We start from the raw sequence: 15,841 nt of genomic DNA, 5'->3' as shown, positions 1-15,841 counted from the left end.
CGAGCACACCAGGATCGCGCCGTCCATCTGGGCGGCACCGGTGATCATGTTCTTGACGTAGTCGGCGTGGCCCGGGCAGTCAACGTGGGCGTAGTGACGGATCGGGGATTCGTATTCGACGTGCGCGGTCGAGATCGTGATACCACGAGCCTTTTCTTCCGGAGCGGCGTCGATCGAGGAGTAGTCCTTGAACTCGCCACCGAAGCGCTCGGCACCGATCTTGGTCAGTGCGGCGGTCAGCGTGGTCTTGCCGTGGTCGACGTGACCGATGGTGCCGACGTTGACGTGCGGCTTGGTGCGCTCGAACTTACCCTTGGCCATGGCTGCTTATCTCGAATTCGTCTGAGAGGTGATGCTTAAGATGGTGCTCACGAAAGGAATCGAACCTTCGACCTCTTCCTTACCAAGGAAGTGCTCTACCGACTGAGCTACGTGAGCCGAGTTTTGCATTATGACATGAACTCGATAATATTCAAAGTTCATTCAATGGAGCGGGAGACGGGAATCGAACCCGCACCATCAGCTTGGAAGGCTGAGGTTCTACCATTGAACTACTCCCGCGCCGGGAATGTCACAACGTGAAACTGGTGGAGGGAGGTGGATTCGAACCACCGAAGGCGTAAGCCAGCAGATTTACAGTCTGCCCCCGTTGGCCGCTTGGGTATCCCTCCTTACCACCCCATTCCGTTGCCGCCGAAGCGTTGCGGTGCGTGGTGGTGAGCCGCTTATTCTGCTGATGGGACGGGGGGCTGTCAACGCTTTTTTCCATTTTTTTCACACGCTGTCGCAAACCCATTGATACGCAAGGTTATTGCCCGGGAAGCGGCAGGGTCTCGTTGGCGAAAATTGCGACATGAGGGACGCCGTCGCCGCCGATCCAGCCCCGATACATGCCCTGGGTGTTGAACGGCGTGGCCATTTTTCCGTCTGCGCCGAGCACGATCGCACCGCCGTCGCCGCCCATCTGCGGAATCGTCTCGTTGATCACGCCCTTGCCGGCCTGCTCCGGGCTCTGCCCCTGGTAGCGCATGCGCGCACAGATCTCGTGCGCGGCCGCAGTGCGGATGTAGTACTCGCCCCACCCGGTGCCGGACACCGCGCAGCGTGCGTCGGCCCAGGTGCCGGCACCGATGATCGGCGAGTCACCGACCCGGCCGTAACGCTTGTTGGTCATGCCCCCGGTGGAGGTGCCGGCGGCCAGATGCCCCTGCGCGTCCAATGCGACCGCACCAACGGTACCGAAGTGCTTTGCAGTCTCCAGGTCGGCATGCGCCTGGCCGCTGGCCTCTTCCTTCAGCGCGCGCTGCAGCTGCTGCCAGCGCTTCTCTGTACGGAAGTAGGAGGGATCGACCAGAGGAATGCCCTGCTCGGCCGCGAAGGCTTCGGCGCCCTGCCCGACCATCATCACGTGGCGGGATTTCTGCATCACGGTCTGCGCCAGCAGGATCGGGTTGCGCACCCGCTGCACGCCCGCCACCGCGCCCGCCGCCTGGTTCGCGCCATCCATGACCGCCGCATCCAGCTCGTTGCGGCCGTCATGGGTGAACACTGCGCCCTTGCCGGCGTTGAAGGTGGGATCGTCCTCCAGCACGGTGATCGCGGCGGTGACTGCGGCCAGCGCGGGGCGCCCCGCCGCCAGTTCCGCATGACCCTTCAGCAGTGCCGCCCGCAGCGCGTCACGTGCGGCCTTTTCCTCGGCCGGCGACAGGTCCTTGCGCTCGACGCCGGCGCCGCCGTGGATGACCAGCAGCGGTGAAGTGGCCGGTGCGGCCTGGGCAAGCATGGGCAGGGACAGCAGCATAGACAGCGCCAGGCGCAGTTTCATCGGATACGTCTCCAGCAGTAACGGGGAATGGATTGCAGGGTAGTGCCGGCCGCTGGCCGGCGAGGGGCGTATCAGGAAAGGTGGGTTGCCGGCGAGCGGCCGGCACTACCGAAGCGTGAACTCAAGCTCGCCATCGCTGACGTCGGCCACGGCCTGATAGTCGGCCTCGGCCTGGACGTCATCCAGGCGCATGCGGCTGCCGCTGGCGACCACCGTTACCGGCACCGCGCGGAAGCGCAGCGGCTCGCCCTCGACCAGGCGGTCGGCATCGCGACCGGGGCTGACCACCCAGACCTTGCCCTCGCCATCAGCGCTGTAGACCTGCGCCTGGCCATCGGGCTCCACGCACAGGGCGGTGTCCTCGTCGACGCCGATGCCGACGATGTCGGGGTCGCCACTGTCCTGTGCGGCGCGCGCCACGAACACGATCAGGCGACCGAGCCGGTCGCGCTTGTCGAAGTGCGTGTCGGTGACTACGCGCTGCAGGTAGGGCATCTGCAGGAAGCCGCTGTCCATGGTCACCGCGCTGCCCATCGGGTCCGCCAGGGCACCGGCAGAGGTGATGCTGCCACCGTCCATCGCGCCGTAGGCATAGCCACCGAGGATGGCGAGCCCCGCACTGGTACCGGCAATCGGCTTGCCAGCGCGCACGTGGGCGTTCAGCGCGCGGTTGAGCGCAGTGCCCTTCCAGAAGCGGATGTAGCGCGATTGGTCACCACCGGCAATGAAGATGGCATCAGCTGCGGCAACCACGCGCAGCACGGCCGGATCGTCGGCGCCGCGGCGGCTGTCGAAGACCAGCGTCTGCACTGCGGTGGTACCGCCGATCTCGCGGTACAGGCGGTCCTGCAGCTCATCACTGCCAGAAGCGCGCAGGATCAGCACGCGGCCATTGCCAGCCTGCTTCAGCCACCAGTGGAAAGCCTCCGGCACCCATTCGCCACCGCCCATCAGCATCATGGCCGGTGCGCGCGGGCCGGGCCGGGGCGCGTCGAGATCGCCGGCTTCGTAGTAGGCGAAGCCCGGGCCCTGCAGGTCCTGCGCAAGGGCGACCAACGGCACGGCCAAGACCAGCAGCGCCAGCCAGGCGAAGGGGGCACGCAGGGTCCGATGGAGGCGTCGCATCTTGATCTCCCTGAACAAAATCGACTTGCAAGCGTTTCCACTCTTTGCCAGATAGGGACCCAGTAGTCAAGGACATGAAAAAGGCGTTAAATGCGCGCGCCCGTTCCGGAAATCTGAATGGGGGACAGGGCCCCTCCTCTGCGGGCCGGCTTCATTTCCGAGAATTCCTCATGCGTAGAAAGGCGATGGCGTGGTCGATCCAGCTGGCGTTGATGGGCGTGGCTGCTTCCGCGGCGGCCCAGGCACCGGCTTCCTCCCCGGTTCAACAACTGGATGCGGTGCAGGTCACCGGATCGCGCATTCCGCGCGCCCAGGTGGAAGGCCCCGCCCCGATCACGGTGATCAACGCCGAACAGATCCGCTCCAGCGGCTTCACCAGCGTGCCGGACGTGCTGCGTGCAATAACCCAGAACGGCGGTGAGACCCAGAGCCAGCAGTCTTCCAGCGGCGCCGACTTCTCGCCGGGCGCCCAGCAGGTGGACCTGCGCGGCCTGGGCCCGAACCACACGCTGGTGCTGGTCAATGGCCGCCGCATCGCCGACTTCCCGATGCCGTTCAAGGGCCGCAGCAACTTCACCGATGTCTCCAACATCCCGCTGGGGATGATCGAGCGCATCGAAGTGCTGACCGGCAGCGCCTCGGCCATCTACGGCTCGGACGCGATCGCCGGCGTGGTCAACTTCATCCTGAAGAAGAAGGCCGACGGCACCACGATCGACATGCGCATGGGCACCACCAGCGAAGGCGGTGGCGAGTCGTTCGACATGAGCCTGGCCAGCGGCTTCAGCCGCGGCAACTTCAACGCCGTGTACAGCGTCGAGCTGCAGTCGCAGACCCCGCTGTGGGCCTATGAGCGCGACATCCAGGATTCGACCCAGGACGGCCCCACCGAGGGCTCGCGCATCGCCCGCCGCGCTTACCTGCGTACGGACTACAACGACGACTACCTGGATCCGGGCGCGGCCACCTGCGAAGCGCTGGCCGGGCAGAACCAGGGCAGCACCTACCGCGCCTACCGCCCGCGCTACGGTTACTACTGCGGCAGCGACGGCTCGATCGGCTACGGCACCATCCTCAGCAAGCGCCGCGGCGCCAATGGCTACGCCTCGCTGAGCTACGACTTCGACAACGGCCAGCAATGGTTCGCCGATGTGCAGCTGGGCTACCACACGATGTCGCTGATGCGCGACGTCACCAAGTGGGGCCGCATGGACGCCAATGGCGATGAGTCGGGCTATTTCAACAACCAGGCCACCGGCGAGATCGAGTTCTGGCAGCGCCAGTTCTCACCCGAGGAAATGGGGGGCCTGCGCAATGCGATGGTACGCAGCACGCAGAAGACCTTCAGCGTGACCACCGGCTTCAAAGGCAATCTGGCCGGCAACTGGGACTACGAAGCGGCGCTGAGCCATTCTCAGTACCAGTCGCGGATCAGCTGGGCGCAGATCATCGCCGCCAAGGCCAATGACCTGTTCCTGGGCCCGCAGCTGGGCGTGGACGACGACGGTTTCCCGATCTACAACGCGGACCCGTCGCGGCTGTACCGGCCGCTGACCCGCGCCGAGTACGATTCGATTGCCGCACGCACTACCTATTCGCCGAAGTCGCGCACCGAGACGGCTGCATTCACGCTGACCAATTCCGCGCTGTTCGGCCTGCCAGGCGGTGATGCCGGGTTCGCCGCGACCGTGGAAGTGGGCCAGCAGGCCTATGCACTGAATCCCGATCCGCTGGCCACCCAGTACTACTACTACAGCTGGAAGGATTCGGACGGCCAGGGCTCGCGCAACCGCTGGGCGACCGCCGCCGAGCTGCGCATGCCGCTGCACGAGACGGTCAACCTGAGCGTGGCCGGCCGCTACGACCAGTACCGCTATTCCGGCCACACCATCGGCAAGGCGACCTGGAGCGGCGGTCTGGAATGGCGCCCGATCGACACGCTGCTGGTACGCGGTTCGTATGGCACCGCGTTCCGCGCGCCGGACCTGCACTACGTGTTCGCCGGACCGGGCAACGACGAGACCACCGCCGAAGACCTGTACAGCTGCCGCGCCGATGGCGCCAGCGACTGTTCCGACTACGAGCGCAACCTGATCCGCAGCCGCACCGGCAACCGCCAGCTCGACCCGGAAACCAGCACCTCGTGGAGCGCAGGCTTCGTCTGGTCGCCGGCGATCGGCCTGGACCTGTCGGTGGACTGGTTCGACATCGACATGCGCAAGCAGGTGCAGGACATGGATGTGCGCACCCTCCTGGCCAACGAAGCGAACTGCCGGCTCGGCAGTGCCGACATCAGTTCGCCGACCTGCGTGGACGCGCTCGACCGCATCACCCGTACCAGCGACGGCCGCCTGTACGGCGTGCGCGTGGCGCCGATCAACGTCGCCCGCGAGTCGACCTCCGGCATCGACGTCGGCCTGCGCTACCGCCTGCAGACCGGTATCGGCGACTTCATCCTCAATGGCACCCACACCTGGGTGAAGAAGCACGATTTCCAGCGCTACCCCGGCGATCCGACCCTGGACCAGTTCGCGGTCAACAGCGGATTCGACATCCCGCGCACCAAGACCAGCCTGAGCGTGACCTGGGAGAAGGACGCGTGGGCGGCCACGGTCTACGGTTCGCGCCTGGGCAAGCTGCCGACCTCGGACAACTACGACCAGTCGTTCGACTGGGAAAGCGGTGACAGCCCCTACGTGAAGGCGACCTACCGCTACAACGCCTCGGTGCAGTATCGCTTCGACGACCATTCGCGCCTGTCGCTGTCGGTGGTCAACGTGTTCAACAAGATGCCGCCGAAGGATGCCACCTACACCGCGTATCCGTACTACGACGTGTCCTGGTTCGACAGCGTCGGCCGCACCATCAACCTGCAGTACACCCACAAGTTCGGTGGCAGCGCGCTGTAAGGCACACCGTATTGCAGAACGTGGACAACAAGGCCCGCCACTGGTGGGCCTTGTTGTCCATGCACACTGCACCCGGTAGATGCCCACCTTGGTGGGCATTCGTTGCAGCGCACCCGCCCTGGGTTTTCCACACCGCACGTGGAAAGCGATGGGGGTTTGGTGTGGACAAGTCCCTGCGAGCCACGCATTGCAATGGTTTCGAAGGGTGGCAATTTTTTGTCCAGACAGAATCCGGGTTTTCCACATGCGCCGTGGAAAGCGATGGGAACTAGGTGTGGACAAGTAGGTGGGAGTGTTGCCACGCAAGCGTTTCGAAGCATGGCGAAAATTTATCCGCGCTGCGCGGGCAATCCCTGCAGAGCCGAGCCCACGCTCGGCTCCTGCTGGCATCAGCCGAGCATGGGCTCGGCTCTGCAGCGATACGCAGGGTTTTCCACACCCGACGTGGAAAGCGATGGGAGTTTGCTGTGGACAAGTGCCGGCGAACATCACACCACAAGCGTTTCGCAGCGTGGTGTTTTTTTGTCCATTACCGGAAACGCGAACGCCCCGCACAGGGCGGGGCGTCCGGGGTCGATCCGATGCCGCTGGATCAGACGTTGAAGCGGAAGTGCAGGATGTCGCCTTCCTGCACGCGGTATTCCTTGCCTTCCAGGCGCAGGCGACCGGCTTCCTTGGCGCCGGCTTCGCCCTTGTACTTGATGAAGTCGTCATACGCGATCGTTTCGGCGCGGATGAAGCCCTTCTCGAAGTCGGTGTGGATGACGGCGGCAGCCTGCGGGGCGGTGGCGCCCTTGCGTACGGTCCACGCGCGGACTTCCTTCACGCCGGCAGTGAAATAGGTCTGCAGGCCGAGCAGGCTGTAGGCCGCGTTGATCACGCGGTTCAGGCCCGGCTCGCTCAGGCCCAGATCGGCCAGGAAGGTGTCGCGGTCTTCGTCGTCAAGCTGGGACAGCTCTTCTTCGATCGCGGCCGACACCGGCACCACCTGCGCGCCTTCGGCGGCGGCGTGCGCGCGCACGGCTTCCAGGTGCGGGTTGTTCTCGAAGCCGTCTTCCAGCACGTTGGCGATGTACATCACCGGCTTCAGGGTCAGCAGGAACAGGTCGCGCACCAGCGCCTTCTCTTCCTCGTCCAGGCCGACCGAGCGACCGGCCTTGCCGTCCGACAGCGCAGCCTGCAGCTTGGCCAGCACCGGCTTGCGCGCCGCTGCGTCCTTGTCGCCGCCCTTGGCCGCACGCTCGGCACGGTTCAGCGCCTTCTCGACACTGTCCAGGTCAGCCAGCGCCAGCTCGGTGTCGATGGTTTCGATGTCAGAGATCGGATCGACCTTGCCAGCCACGTGCACGATGTCGCCGTGCTCGAAGCAGCGCACCACGTGGGTGATCGCGTCGACTTCGCGGATGTGCGCCAGGAACTTGTTGCCCAGGCCTTCACCGCTGGCGGCACCGGCCACCAGGCCGGCGATGTCGACGAACTCGACCGCGGTCGGGATGACCTTCTGCGGATTGATGATGCCCGCCAGCTCGTTCAGGCGCGGGTCCGGCACCGGCACGATGCCGACGTTCGGCTCGATGGTGCAGAACGGGAAGTTCGCCGCGGCGATACCCGCCTTGGTCAGCGCATTGAACAGGGTCGACTTACCGACGTTGGGCAGGCCGACGATGCCGCATTTGATACCCATGGGTGACAGCTCTCTGGGGTGAAAGTGATTGGGGAAACAGCGGCCTGGGCGCTGCTTTTCCAATCATTCTCCGTACCGACCAACGGTCGGTACCTACCGGATTGGATGGTTCCACACCGACCAACGGTCGGTACCTACAGCTTATTTCGGGGTGTGCAGCCGCTTCATCGCTTCGCTGAAATCGCCCTGTACCGCCAGCGGCATCACGTCGACCGCATCGTCGATGGCGCGTGCGATCAGCACGTCGTCCTCCTTGGACGGGCGCCCCAGCACCCAACCCACTACGCGGTCCTTGTGGCCGGGATGGCCGATGCCCACGCGCAGGCGATGGAACTTGCCGTGGCCGAGCAGGCGGATGGTGTCGCGCAGGCCGTTCTGGCCGCCGTGGCCACCGTCGAACTTCAGCCGCGCCACGCCGGGCGCCAGGTCCAGTTCGTCGTGTGCGAGCAGGGTTTCTTCCGGTTCGATCTTCCAGAACCGCTGTGCGGCGGTGACCGACTTGCCGCTGAGGTTCATGAAGGTGGCGGGCTTGAGCAGCCACACCGTCTGCCCGGCGATCTCGACCTTGGCGGTCTCACCGAACAGTTTGCTGTCCACATTCCATCGCGCACCGGCTTTCTCCGCCAGGGCCTCAACGAAATGAAACCCGGCATTGTGCCGGGTCCGGGCGTGTTCCGATCCGGGATTGCCCAGACCGACGATCAGTCGCAGTCCTGCCATGGTTCCTTCCAGTACGGTGCCTGCCCGGAGGCAGGCACCGTAACGGTATTACTCGGCGGCAGCCGCTTCTTCGTCAGCCTCGTCGGCCTTGCCGGCCTTGGCGGTGACGATGGCGTCGTCGTGGTCCTTGCCCAGCGCCAGGGCCGGGATTTCCACGCCCTTCGGCAGCTTGATGTCGGACAGGTACACCACGTCACCGGCCTTCAGCTCGCCCAGGTCGACTTCGATCGACTCCGGCAGGTCCTTCGGCAGGCAGGTGATGGTCACTTCCTTCAGTTCGTGGGTGACCACGACGTCGGCAGCCTTGCCGGCCGGCGAGGTGTCTTCGTTGACGAAGTGCAGCGGGACCGAAGCGGTCAGGGCTTCGTTCTCGTTCACGCGCTGGAAGTCCAGGTGCATGATCAGCTGCTTGTACGGGTGGCGCTGCATGTCACGCAGCAGGACCTTCTGCACCTGGCCATCCAGGTTCAGGTCCAGGATCGAGGCATAGAACCACTCGTTCTGCTGGGCCAGCCAGATTTCGTTGTGGTCCAGGCTGATGGCGACCGGCTCGGCGTTGCCGCCGTACACGATGGCCGGGATCACACCGGCGTGACGCAGGCGGCGGCTCGCACCCTTACGCTGCAGTTCACGCTTGGTGACCTTGATTTCATGGGTCTTCGACATTTTCGACTACTCAGGTTGTTGCCGCGCCCTGCGGCGTGGCGGTTGAAGATGCTTCCGCGACCAGAAGCATCCGGGTATGCCCCCGCCGTTGCCGGCAGGGGCGAAAAACTCAGTCGACGTACAGCGAGCTGACCGACTCGCCGAAGGCGATGCGGCGCATCGTTTCGGCCAGCATTTCCGCCACGCTCAGCTGGCGGATCTTGCTGCACACCCGCGCCGCGTCCTTCAGCGGGATGGTGTCGGTCACCACCAGCTCGTCGAGCTGGGAATTGGTGATGTTGTCCACCGCCGGGCCCGACAGCACCGCGTGGGTGCAGTAGGCGGCGACCTTGAGCGCACCGCGCGCCTTCAGGGCAGCGGCAGCGGCGCACAGGGTGCCGGCGGTGTCGACGATGTCATCGACCATCACGCAGGTCTTGCCTTCGACGTCACCGATGATGTTCATCACGGTGGAGACGTTGGCGCGCGGGCGGCGCTTGTCGATGATCGCCAGGTCGGCGTCATCCAGGCGCTTGGCCACGGCACGGGCGCGGACCACGCCGCCCACGTCCGGCGACACGACGATCAGGTTCTCGGTGCCGTAGGCGCGCCAGATGTCGGCCAGCAGCAGCGGGGACGCATACACGTTGTCCACCGGAATATCGAAGAAGCCCTGGATCTGGTCGGCGTGCAGGTCGACGGTCAGCACGCGATCAGCGCCAGCGGTGCTGAACATCTTCGCCGCCAGCTTGGCGGTGATCGGCACGCGCGAGGAACGCATGCGGCGATCCTGCCGCGAGTAGCCGAAGTACGGCACCACGGCGGTCACGCTGGCCACCGATGCGCGCTTGAGCGCGTCGATCAGCACCAGCAGTTCCATCAGGTTTTCCGCGCTCGGCGCGCAGGTCGGCTGGATCACGAACACGTCCTGCTTGCGGACGTTCTCTTCGATCTCCACCTGCACTTCACCATCGGAGAAGTGCGAGACCAGCGCCTTGCCCGGGCGAACCCCCAGTTCCTTGCAGATGTTCTGCGCCAGACGTTTGTTGGCGTTGCCGGAAAAGACCAGCAGGTTCGGGGACTCTTGCATCATGATTGTCTCGGGCGGGGACGAGTGGCGGGGATCCGGAGTCGGCAAGGACCCCGATGGACCCTTGCTGCTGACAACACCGCGGTTGTTTCCACGTCCCGCGCGGGCGATGCGCTGGAAGGCGCGGACACAGCCGCTATTGGCAGGGGCGGTAGGATTCGAACCTACGAATGCCAGGATCAAAACCTGGTGCCTTGGGCCTCTTGGCGACGCCCCTGCATTGATAAATCAGTGTTGCTCGAGTGCATCCAGCAGTGGCGAACGCGCAACGCCCGCTGCCACCCTTGCCCGCAACTCCTTCGGCAACTTCGACCGTCCCTGCTCTGCGGCAGACTGCGATGCGAACTCGACGAAACAACCACTTCCCGAACCGGTCAGCCGCGCCGTGCCGATATTGCTCAACGCGGCGAACGCTGCCTCGACGGCAGGCTCACGGCGGCGCAGCACCGGTTCGAACGCGTTCCCGACCAGGGTCCCGGAAGCGAAGTCCTCTATTTTCGCCACTGGGCTGCCGCGCGTCAAATCCGGGTCTGCGAACAGAGCCGGGGTGGGAACATGAACACCCGGTTCAACCACCACATACCAGGCCGGCTCCAGCACGATCGGCTGCAGGCGCTCACCCACCCCTTCGGCCCAGGCATTGCGCCCGCGCACGAACACCGGCACGTCAGCGCCCAGGCGCAGGCCCAGCGCAGCAAGCGCGTCCTCATCCAGACCGGCACGCCAGAGCCGGTTCAGCACCACCAGTACGGTAGCCGCGTCGGACGAACCGCCGCCAAAGCCACCGCCTGCAGGAACGTGTTTTTCGACGATGATGTCTGCGCCTTGCACGATATTGGCCACATCTTTCAGAAGCCGCGCGGCGCGGACCGCCAAGTCATCCGCCTCGGCCACGCCAGCCAGCCCCTCGCCCTGCCGGCGCACCTGGCCGTCTTCACGCAGGCGCAGACCGATGCGATCGCCCCAGTCCAGCAGGCGGAACACGGTCTGCAGCTCGTGGTAGCCATCGGCACGGCGGCCGTTGATGTGCAGGAACAGGTTCAGCTTGGCCGGGGCCGGCCACCAGGACCAGCCCCTATCATCGCGCCCGGCACTCATGGGGTGCCCTGCCCCCATTGGTCGACCAGCAGGCGCACCTTGGCGTCGCCATTGCCGGCCTCGATCCGGCGCGGCAGCGCCGGGCGCCCGGCCTCGGCCGGGTACCAGTCCAGGTACTGCACCTGCCAGCCCATCTGCTGCATGCGACGCGGCCGGCCTTCACCATCACGCTCGACCTTCTCCGGACCGGCCGCATCACCGGCCACCAGGCCACGGATCCACGCCGGCAGCTGGTTGACCGGGATGTCCCAGCCGGTCGCCTCCAGCAGCAGTTGCTGGGCGTCTTCGCCGTCACGCGGCCCGCCGGCCAGTCCTTCCAGGCGACCGGCTTCGGAATGGGTATCGCCGGTCAGCTTCCAGCTCTGTCGGGTCACCGGCGCACTCAGCTCAACCACATAGCGGCGTCCTTCCTGCTTCCAGTCGATGCGTCCGCTGCCGCCGTCCTTGCCCTTGCTGACCGCGACCCGGCCCTGGAAAGTCCAGTCCGGCTGTGCCTGCAGCGCGGCCACGCGCGCCGCCTCGGCCTGCGCCGCCTCGGCCGAAACAACCTCGACCACCGCCGGCGCCGGGGTCTTCTGCGTGCCCACGCTGGTACAGGCGGTCAACGCCAAGGCCGCAGTTGCCAACAGCAGCGGCCGGATCAGGGAAACACTCATGGATTGAATTTCTCGCGGGCGCGCAGCAGCGCGCGGTTTTCGGGGTCGAGCTTGGCCGCTTCGTCGAAGAAATGGCGGGCCTCGTCATGCTTGCCCAGCACCCACAACACTTCGCCGACATGGGCGGCGATCTCGGGGTCCTTGGCCAGGGTCCAGGCACGGCGCAGCTGCACCAATGCTTCTTCCTTGCGGCCCAGGCGGTACAGCACCCAGCCATAGCTGTCGACGATGGCAGCGTTGTCCGGTTCGGCTACGCGGGCGCGGTCGATCAGCTCCAGCGCTTCCTGCAGGCGACCGGTGCGATCGGCCAGGGTGTAACCCAGCGCGTTCAATGCCGGCACGTTCTCCGGGTCGGTCACCAGGATCTTGCGCAGGTCGGCCTCGGCGCGCGGGATCTCGTCGCGGCGTTCCCAGGTGAGCGCACGGGCGTACAGCAGGCCGTTGTCATCCGGGTAGGCGGCCAGGCCGCGGGCCAGCGCATCCAGCTCCCCGGCACTGTCGTCAGCACGCTGGCGCAGTTCGGCCTCCAGCAGGTAGGCATCGCGGCGCACATCGTCGTCGACCACCGCATCGGACTGGATCGCGTGCACTTCATCCAATGCCTGCGGCAGGCGCCCGGCCAGGGCCTGGGCGTTGGCCGCGCGCAGGCGCGCCTCGCTCAGTTCATCGCCACCGGGCACGCTGTGGTACCACTGCACCGCCTCGGGATAACGCTTCAGGTATTCGGCGATCTTGCCCAGCAGCAGGCGCTGCGCCGGGTCCGGCTTGGCCGCCTGCCGCGACAGTTCGTTGTAGAGGTTGGACAGCGCCGCCTTGTCGCCCTGCTTGGCCAGCAGCGAGGCGCGCATGCCCCAGGTCTGCACGTCCTGCGGGCCGAACGCGAGCACGCGCTCGGCGGCGGACGGCTGGCCGAGGCTGTCGTAGGCGATGGCCACTGCATTGCGCAGTTCCGGGTCCTGTCGGGTCTTCGGCTCCACATCGTGCAGCAGCGACAGCGCCTTGCCGGTCTCCCCGGCCTGCTGCAGCTGGCTGGCGCGCAGCAGCGCCACACGCGGTTCCTCGGGGAAGCGCTTGACCACTTCATCGATCATGCGCCGCGCCAGCTCGGGCTTGTCCATGCGCAGGGCAAGGCGTCCGAACTCCTGCCACGCCTCGATCTTCGGCGGAATGGCGTTGGCGTCGACCAGCTCGCCCAGCACCTGCGCCGGCACTGCCGGGTCACGGCCGCCGCCGATCAGGGCGGCCAGGGCGAACTTCCAGCCACGTTCATCCGGGTCGGCCAGCAAGGCCTGCAGATCGCCACGCGCTGCCTTCACATCGCCCTGGCGCATGGCCAGCGCGGCAGCGGCACTGCGCATGGTCAACGAGCTGGGCGCGCGCTGCTGCCACAGGGCCAGGCCCTTGGCGGCGCTGGAGTCATCGTTGGCGAGCATGGAAATGCGGGTCGCGCGCTCGGCCAGGCCGGCGTCGCCGTCGGTCTGCTGGGCGGCCTGCAGGTACCAGCGGGCCGCCTCGGCCAGCTTGCCGGCCTGCAGCGCGAACTCACCGGCCATCACCGGTTCCAGCGCCAGTTCCTCAGTGGCCGGGGCCCGTACGGGGGCCTTGGCCGGCACCGCCGCCAGGGCCTGGCTGCAGGCCAGGGACAGCAGCAGAACACTGGGGATGCGAATCAATGCGGGCATCGTCGGCATCGGGGCCTTAAAATGTCGTCCAATGGCCAGCAGCTTATCGCAAGCAACTGAACAATGACCCTGTGGGTGCTCGGACTGAATCACCAGACCGCACCGGTGGAGCTGCGCGAGCGCGCGGCCTTCGCCGGTGAGGCGTTGCCGCGCGCGCTCGGTTCGCTGCGCGACACTCCGCAGATCGCCGAGGCGGTGCTGCTGTCCACCTGCAACCGCACCGAGCTGTATGCCGTGGCCGATTCGGCACAGGCACTGGACCAGTGGCTGCAGGCCCAGGCCGGCGACCTGCAGGGCTACCTGTACCAGCATGCCGATGCAGAAGCCGTACGCCACCTGTTCCGGGTCGCCACCGGCCTGGACTCGATGGTGCTGGGCGAACCGCAGATCCTCGGCCAGGTGAAGGACGCATGGTCGACCGCGCGTGACCACGGCCTGCTCGGCCAGCGCCTGGACCGCCTGTTCCAGCAGACCTTCTCGGTGGCCAAGCGTGCGCGCACCGATACCCAGGTCGGCGCCAACCCGGTATCGGTGGCGTCGGCGGCGGTGCGCCTGGCGCAGAACGCGTTCGCGCGGCTGGACGATTCCACCGTGCTGCTGGTCGGTGCCGGCGAGACCATCGAACTGGCTGCACGGCACCTGAGCGAAGGCAAGGTACGCCGGCTGCTGATCGCCAACCGCACCCTCGCCCACGCGCAGGAACTTGCCAGCCGCCATGGTGGCGTAGCCCTGCCGCTGACCGAACTGGACCGCCACCTGGGCGAGGCCGACGTGGTGTTCTCGGCCACCGCTGCGCGCGAACCGGTGATCCACCGCGAGATGGTGGCCAAGGCCCTGCGCGCGCGCCGGCACAAGCCGATGCTGCTGTTTGACCTGGCCGTGCCGCGTGACATCGAGGCGGAGGTCGGCACGCTCAACGACGCCTTCCTCTACACCGTCGACGACCTGGAGCGCGCGGTGGAAGACAACCGCCGCGGACGCCGCGAGGCGGCCGCCGAGGCCGAGGCGATCATCGACCTTCAGGTATCGCGTTTTATCGAGACCCAGCAGGCCAGCGCCCACCAGGCGCCGCTACGACAGCTGCGTGCGTTCGGCGAGGCCACCCGCACTGAACTGCTGGAACGCGCGCGCCAGCAGCTGGCCAACGGCAAGCCGGCCGACGAAGTGCTGGAACTGCTGGCCCACGGCCTGACCAATCGATTGCTGCATCCTCCTACCGCTGCCCTGCGCGCTGCCGCACTGAGCGGCGATGCCGACCTGACCCGCGCCGCCGAGCGCCTGTTCCCGGCAACGCCGGGTTACCGCCACCCACCCGTGAGACCCGATGACGCCGACCCTGCGCCGTAAGCTGGAAGCGCTGGCCGAGCGCCGCGAAGAACTGGAACGCCTGCTCGCCGAACCCGACGTGGTCGCCGACAACACCCGTTTCCGCGACCTTTCGCGCGAATTCGCCCAACTTGAACCGGTTGCCACTGCACTGGCCGATGAAGCACGTGCCAAGGCCGATCTGGCCGCCGCCGAAGGCATGCGCGCCGACCCCGACCTGCGCGAGCTGGCCGACGAGGAAATCGCCGCCGCGCAGGCGCGCCTGCTGGAACTGGAGCAGGAGCTGGCGTTGCTGCTGGTACCGCGCGACCCGCGCGACGAAGGCAACCTGTTCCTGGAAGTGCGCGCGGGTACCGGCGGCGATGAAGCGGCGATCTTTGCCGGCGACCTGTTCCGCATGTACGCCCGCTATGCCGAGCGCCAGGGCTGGAAGGTCGAGATCGAATCGGACAATCCCGGCGAGCACGGTGGCTACAAGGAAGTGGTGGCACGGGTGGTCGGCCGTGGTGCGTTCTCGCGCCTGAAGTTCGAATCGGGCACGCACCGAGTGCAGCGCGTGCCGGCCACCGAATCGCAGGGCCGCATCCATACCTCGGCGGCCACCGTGGCGATCATCCCGGAGGCCGACGAAGTCGATGACATCGTCATCAACCCGGCCGACCTGAAGGTGGATACGTTCCGCTCCTCCGGCGCCGGTGGCCAGCACGTCAACAAGACCGAGTCGGCGATCCGCATCACCCACGTACCGACCGGCGTGGTGGTGGAATGCCAGACCGAACGCAGCCAGCACGCCAACCGCGACAAGGCGATGAAGCGCCTGAAAGCGCAGCTGCTCGACGCCGAGCGCCAACGCCAGGACGCGGCCCAGGCCGAGTCGAGGCGCCTGCAGGTCGGCAGTGGTGATCGCAGCCAGCGCATCCGCACCTACAACTTCCCGCAGGGGCGCATCACCGATCACCGCGTGGAGGGTCTGACCCTGTACGACCTGCCCAACATCCTGGCCGGCGACCTCGATCCGCTGCTGCAGCGGCTCAGCCACGAACACCAGGTCGACGCCCTGGCCCAGCTGTCGGCAGGCTGA

Annotated in this window: 13 protein-coding genes and 4 tRNA genes; 3 read left to right on the top strand and 14 right to left on the bottom strand. The window is 66.4% G+C overall.

Annotation, left to right across the window (positions count from 1 at the left end; genetic code table 11):
• From AC5P60_RS20135 to AC5P60_RS20110, 6 genes are all read right to left on the bottom strand, one after another.
• On the bottom strand, positions 1-321 hold a 321-nt coding region (locus AC5P60_RS20135; protein ID WP_495201811.1), incomplete at its 3' end, for a GTP-binding protein.
• Between the two features lie 41 nt (positions 322-362).
• Positions 363-438 (bottom strand) — tRNA-Thr (locus tag AC5P60_RS20130).
• Between the two features lie 49 nt (positions 439-487).
• A tRNA-Gly gene (locus AC5P60_RS20125) sits at positions 488-561 on the bottom strand.
• Between the two features lie 24 nt (positions 562-585).
• Positions 586-671 (bottom strand) — tRNA-Tyr (locus AC5P60_RS20120).
• Between the two features lie 137 nt (positions 672-808).
• Complete coding sequence (locus tag AC5P60_RS20115; RefSeq protein ID WP_049430290.1) at positions 809-1,825, bottom strand: isoaspartyl peptidase/L-asparaginase family protein; 1,017 nt, start codon at positions 1,823-1,825, stop codon at positions 809-811.
• Positions 1,826-1,930: 105 nt separating this feature from the next.
• Positions 1,931-2,950, bottom strand: a complete 1,020-nt coding sequence (locus tag AC5P60_RS20110) for a cyanophycinase (RefSeq protein ID WP_005408200.1) — start codon at positions 2,948-2,950, stop codon at positions 1,931-1,933.
• Between the two features lie 170 nt (positions 2,951-3,120).
• Here AC5P60_RS20110 and AC5P60_RS20105 point away from each other — a divergent pair, with 170 nt between their 5' ends.
• Complete coding sequence (locus AC5P60_RS20105) at positions 3,121-5,859, top strand: TonB-dependent receptor plug domain-containing protein (RefSeq protein WP_483693532.1); 2,739 nt, start codon at positions 3,121-3,123, stop codon at positions 5,857-5,859.
• Positions 5,860-6,451: 592 nt separating this feature from the next.
• Here the strand turns inward: AC5P60_RS20105 and ychF are convergent.
• The 8 genes from ychF to AC5P60_RS20065 all read right to left on the bottom strand — a co-directional run bounded on the left by ychF (position 6,452) and on the right by AC5P60_RS20065 (position 13,434).
• Positions 6,452-7,543: a redox-regulated ATPase YchF gene (ychF, locus tag AC5P60_RS20100; RefSeq protein WP_005408193.1), complete on the bottom strand. Its 1,092-nt coding sequence runs from the start codon at positions 7,541-7,543 to the stop codon at positions 6,452-6,454.
• 141 nt (positions 7,544-7,684) lie between these two features.
• Complete coding sequence (gene pth / locus AC5P60_RS20095; RefSeq protein WP_033833050.1) at positions 7,685-8,263, bottom strand: aminoacyl-tRNA hydrolase; 579 nt, start codon at positions 8,261-8,263, stop codon at positions 7,685-7,687.
• Positions 8,264-8,311: 48 nt separating this feature from the next.
• The gene (locus tag AC5P60_RS20090; protein ID WP_005408191.1) at positions 8,312-8,929 is read right to left on the bottom strand and encodes a 50S ribosomal protein L25/general stress protein Ctc; all 618 of its coding nucleotides are present in this window, start codon (positions 8,927-8,929) and stop codon (positions 8,312-8,314) included.
• A gap of 109 nt (positions 8,930-9,038) precedes the next feature.
• Entirely contained in the window at positions 9,039-9,998 is a 960-nt protein-coding gene (locus AC5P60_RS20085) for a ribose-phosphate diphosphokinase (RefSeq protein ID WP_005415400.1), read from the bottom strand.
• Between the two features lie 140 nt (positions 9,999-10,138).
• Positions 10,139-10,215, bottom strand: a tRNA-Gln gene (locus AC5P60_RS20080).
• Positions 10,216-10,226: 11 nt separating this feature from the next.
• Complete coding sequence (gene ispE, locus AC5P60_RS20075; RefSeq protein ID WP_033833051.1) at positions 10,227-11,096, bottom strand: 4-(cytidine 5'-diphospho)-2-C-methyl-D-erythritol kinase; 870 nt, start codon at positions 11,094-11,096, stop codon at positions 10,227-10,229.
• Entirely contained in the window at positions 11,093-11,752 is a 660-nt protein-coding gene (gene lolB, locus AC5P60_RS20070; RefSeq protein ID WP_033833052.1) for a lipoprotein insertase outer membrane protein LolB, read from the bottom strand. Before lolB ends, ispE begins: the two co-directional genes overlap by 4 nt.
• Complete coding sequence (locus AC5P60_RS20065) at positions 11,749-13,434, bottom strand: tetratricopeptide repeat protein (protein ID WP_172958434.1); 1,686 nt, start codon at positions 13,432-13,434, stop codon at positions 11,749-11,751. The genes lolB and AC5P60_RS20065 overlap by 4 nt, the downstream gene beginning before the upstream one ends.
• Positions 13,435-13,497: 63 nt before the next feature.
• Between AC5P60_RS20065 and hemA the strand changes: the two genes are divergently transcribed.
• Positions 13,498-14,781 (top strand): glutamyl-tRNA reductase, encoded by a 1,284-nt coding sequence (gene hemA / locus AC5P60_RS20060; RefSeq protein WP_005408187.1) that lies wholly within the window; start codon positions 13,498-13,500, stop codon positions 14,779-14,781.
• Positions 14,759-15,841 (top strand): peptide chain release factor 1, encoded by a 1,083-nt coding sequence (prfA, locus tag AC5P60_RS20055; protein ID WP_024957328.1) that lies wholly within the window; start codon positions 14,759-14,761, stop codon positions 15,839-15,841. Before hemA ends, prfA begins: the two co-directional genes overlap by 23 nt.

It is taken from the genome of Stenotrophomonas sp. YJH_SMC_120 (assembly GCF_059368675.1).
The sequence above is the reverse complement of the archived record's forward strand: the minus strand, read 5'-3'. Positions and strand labels throughout refer to the sequence as shown.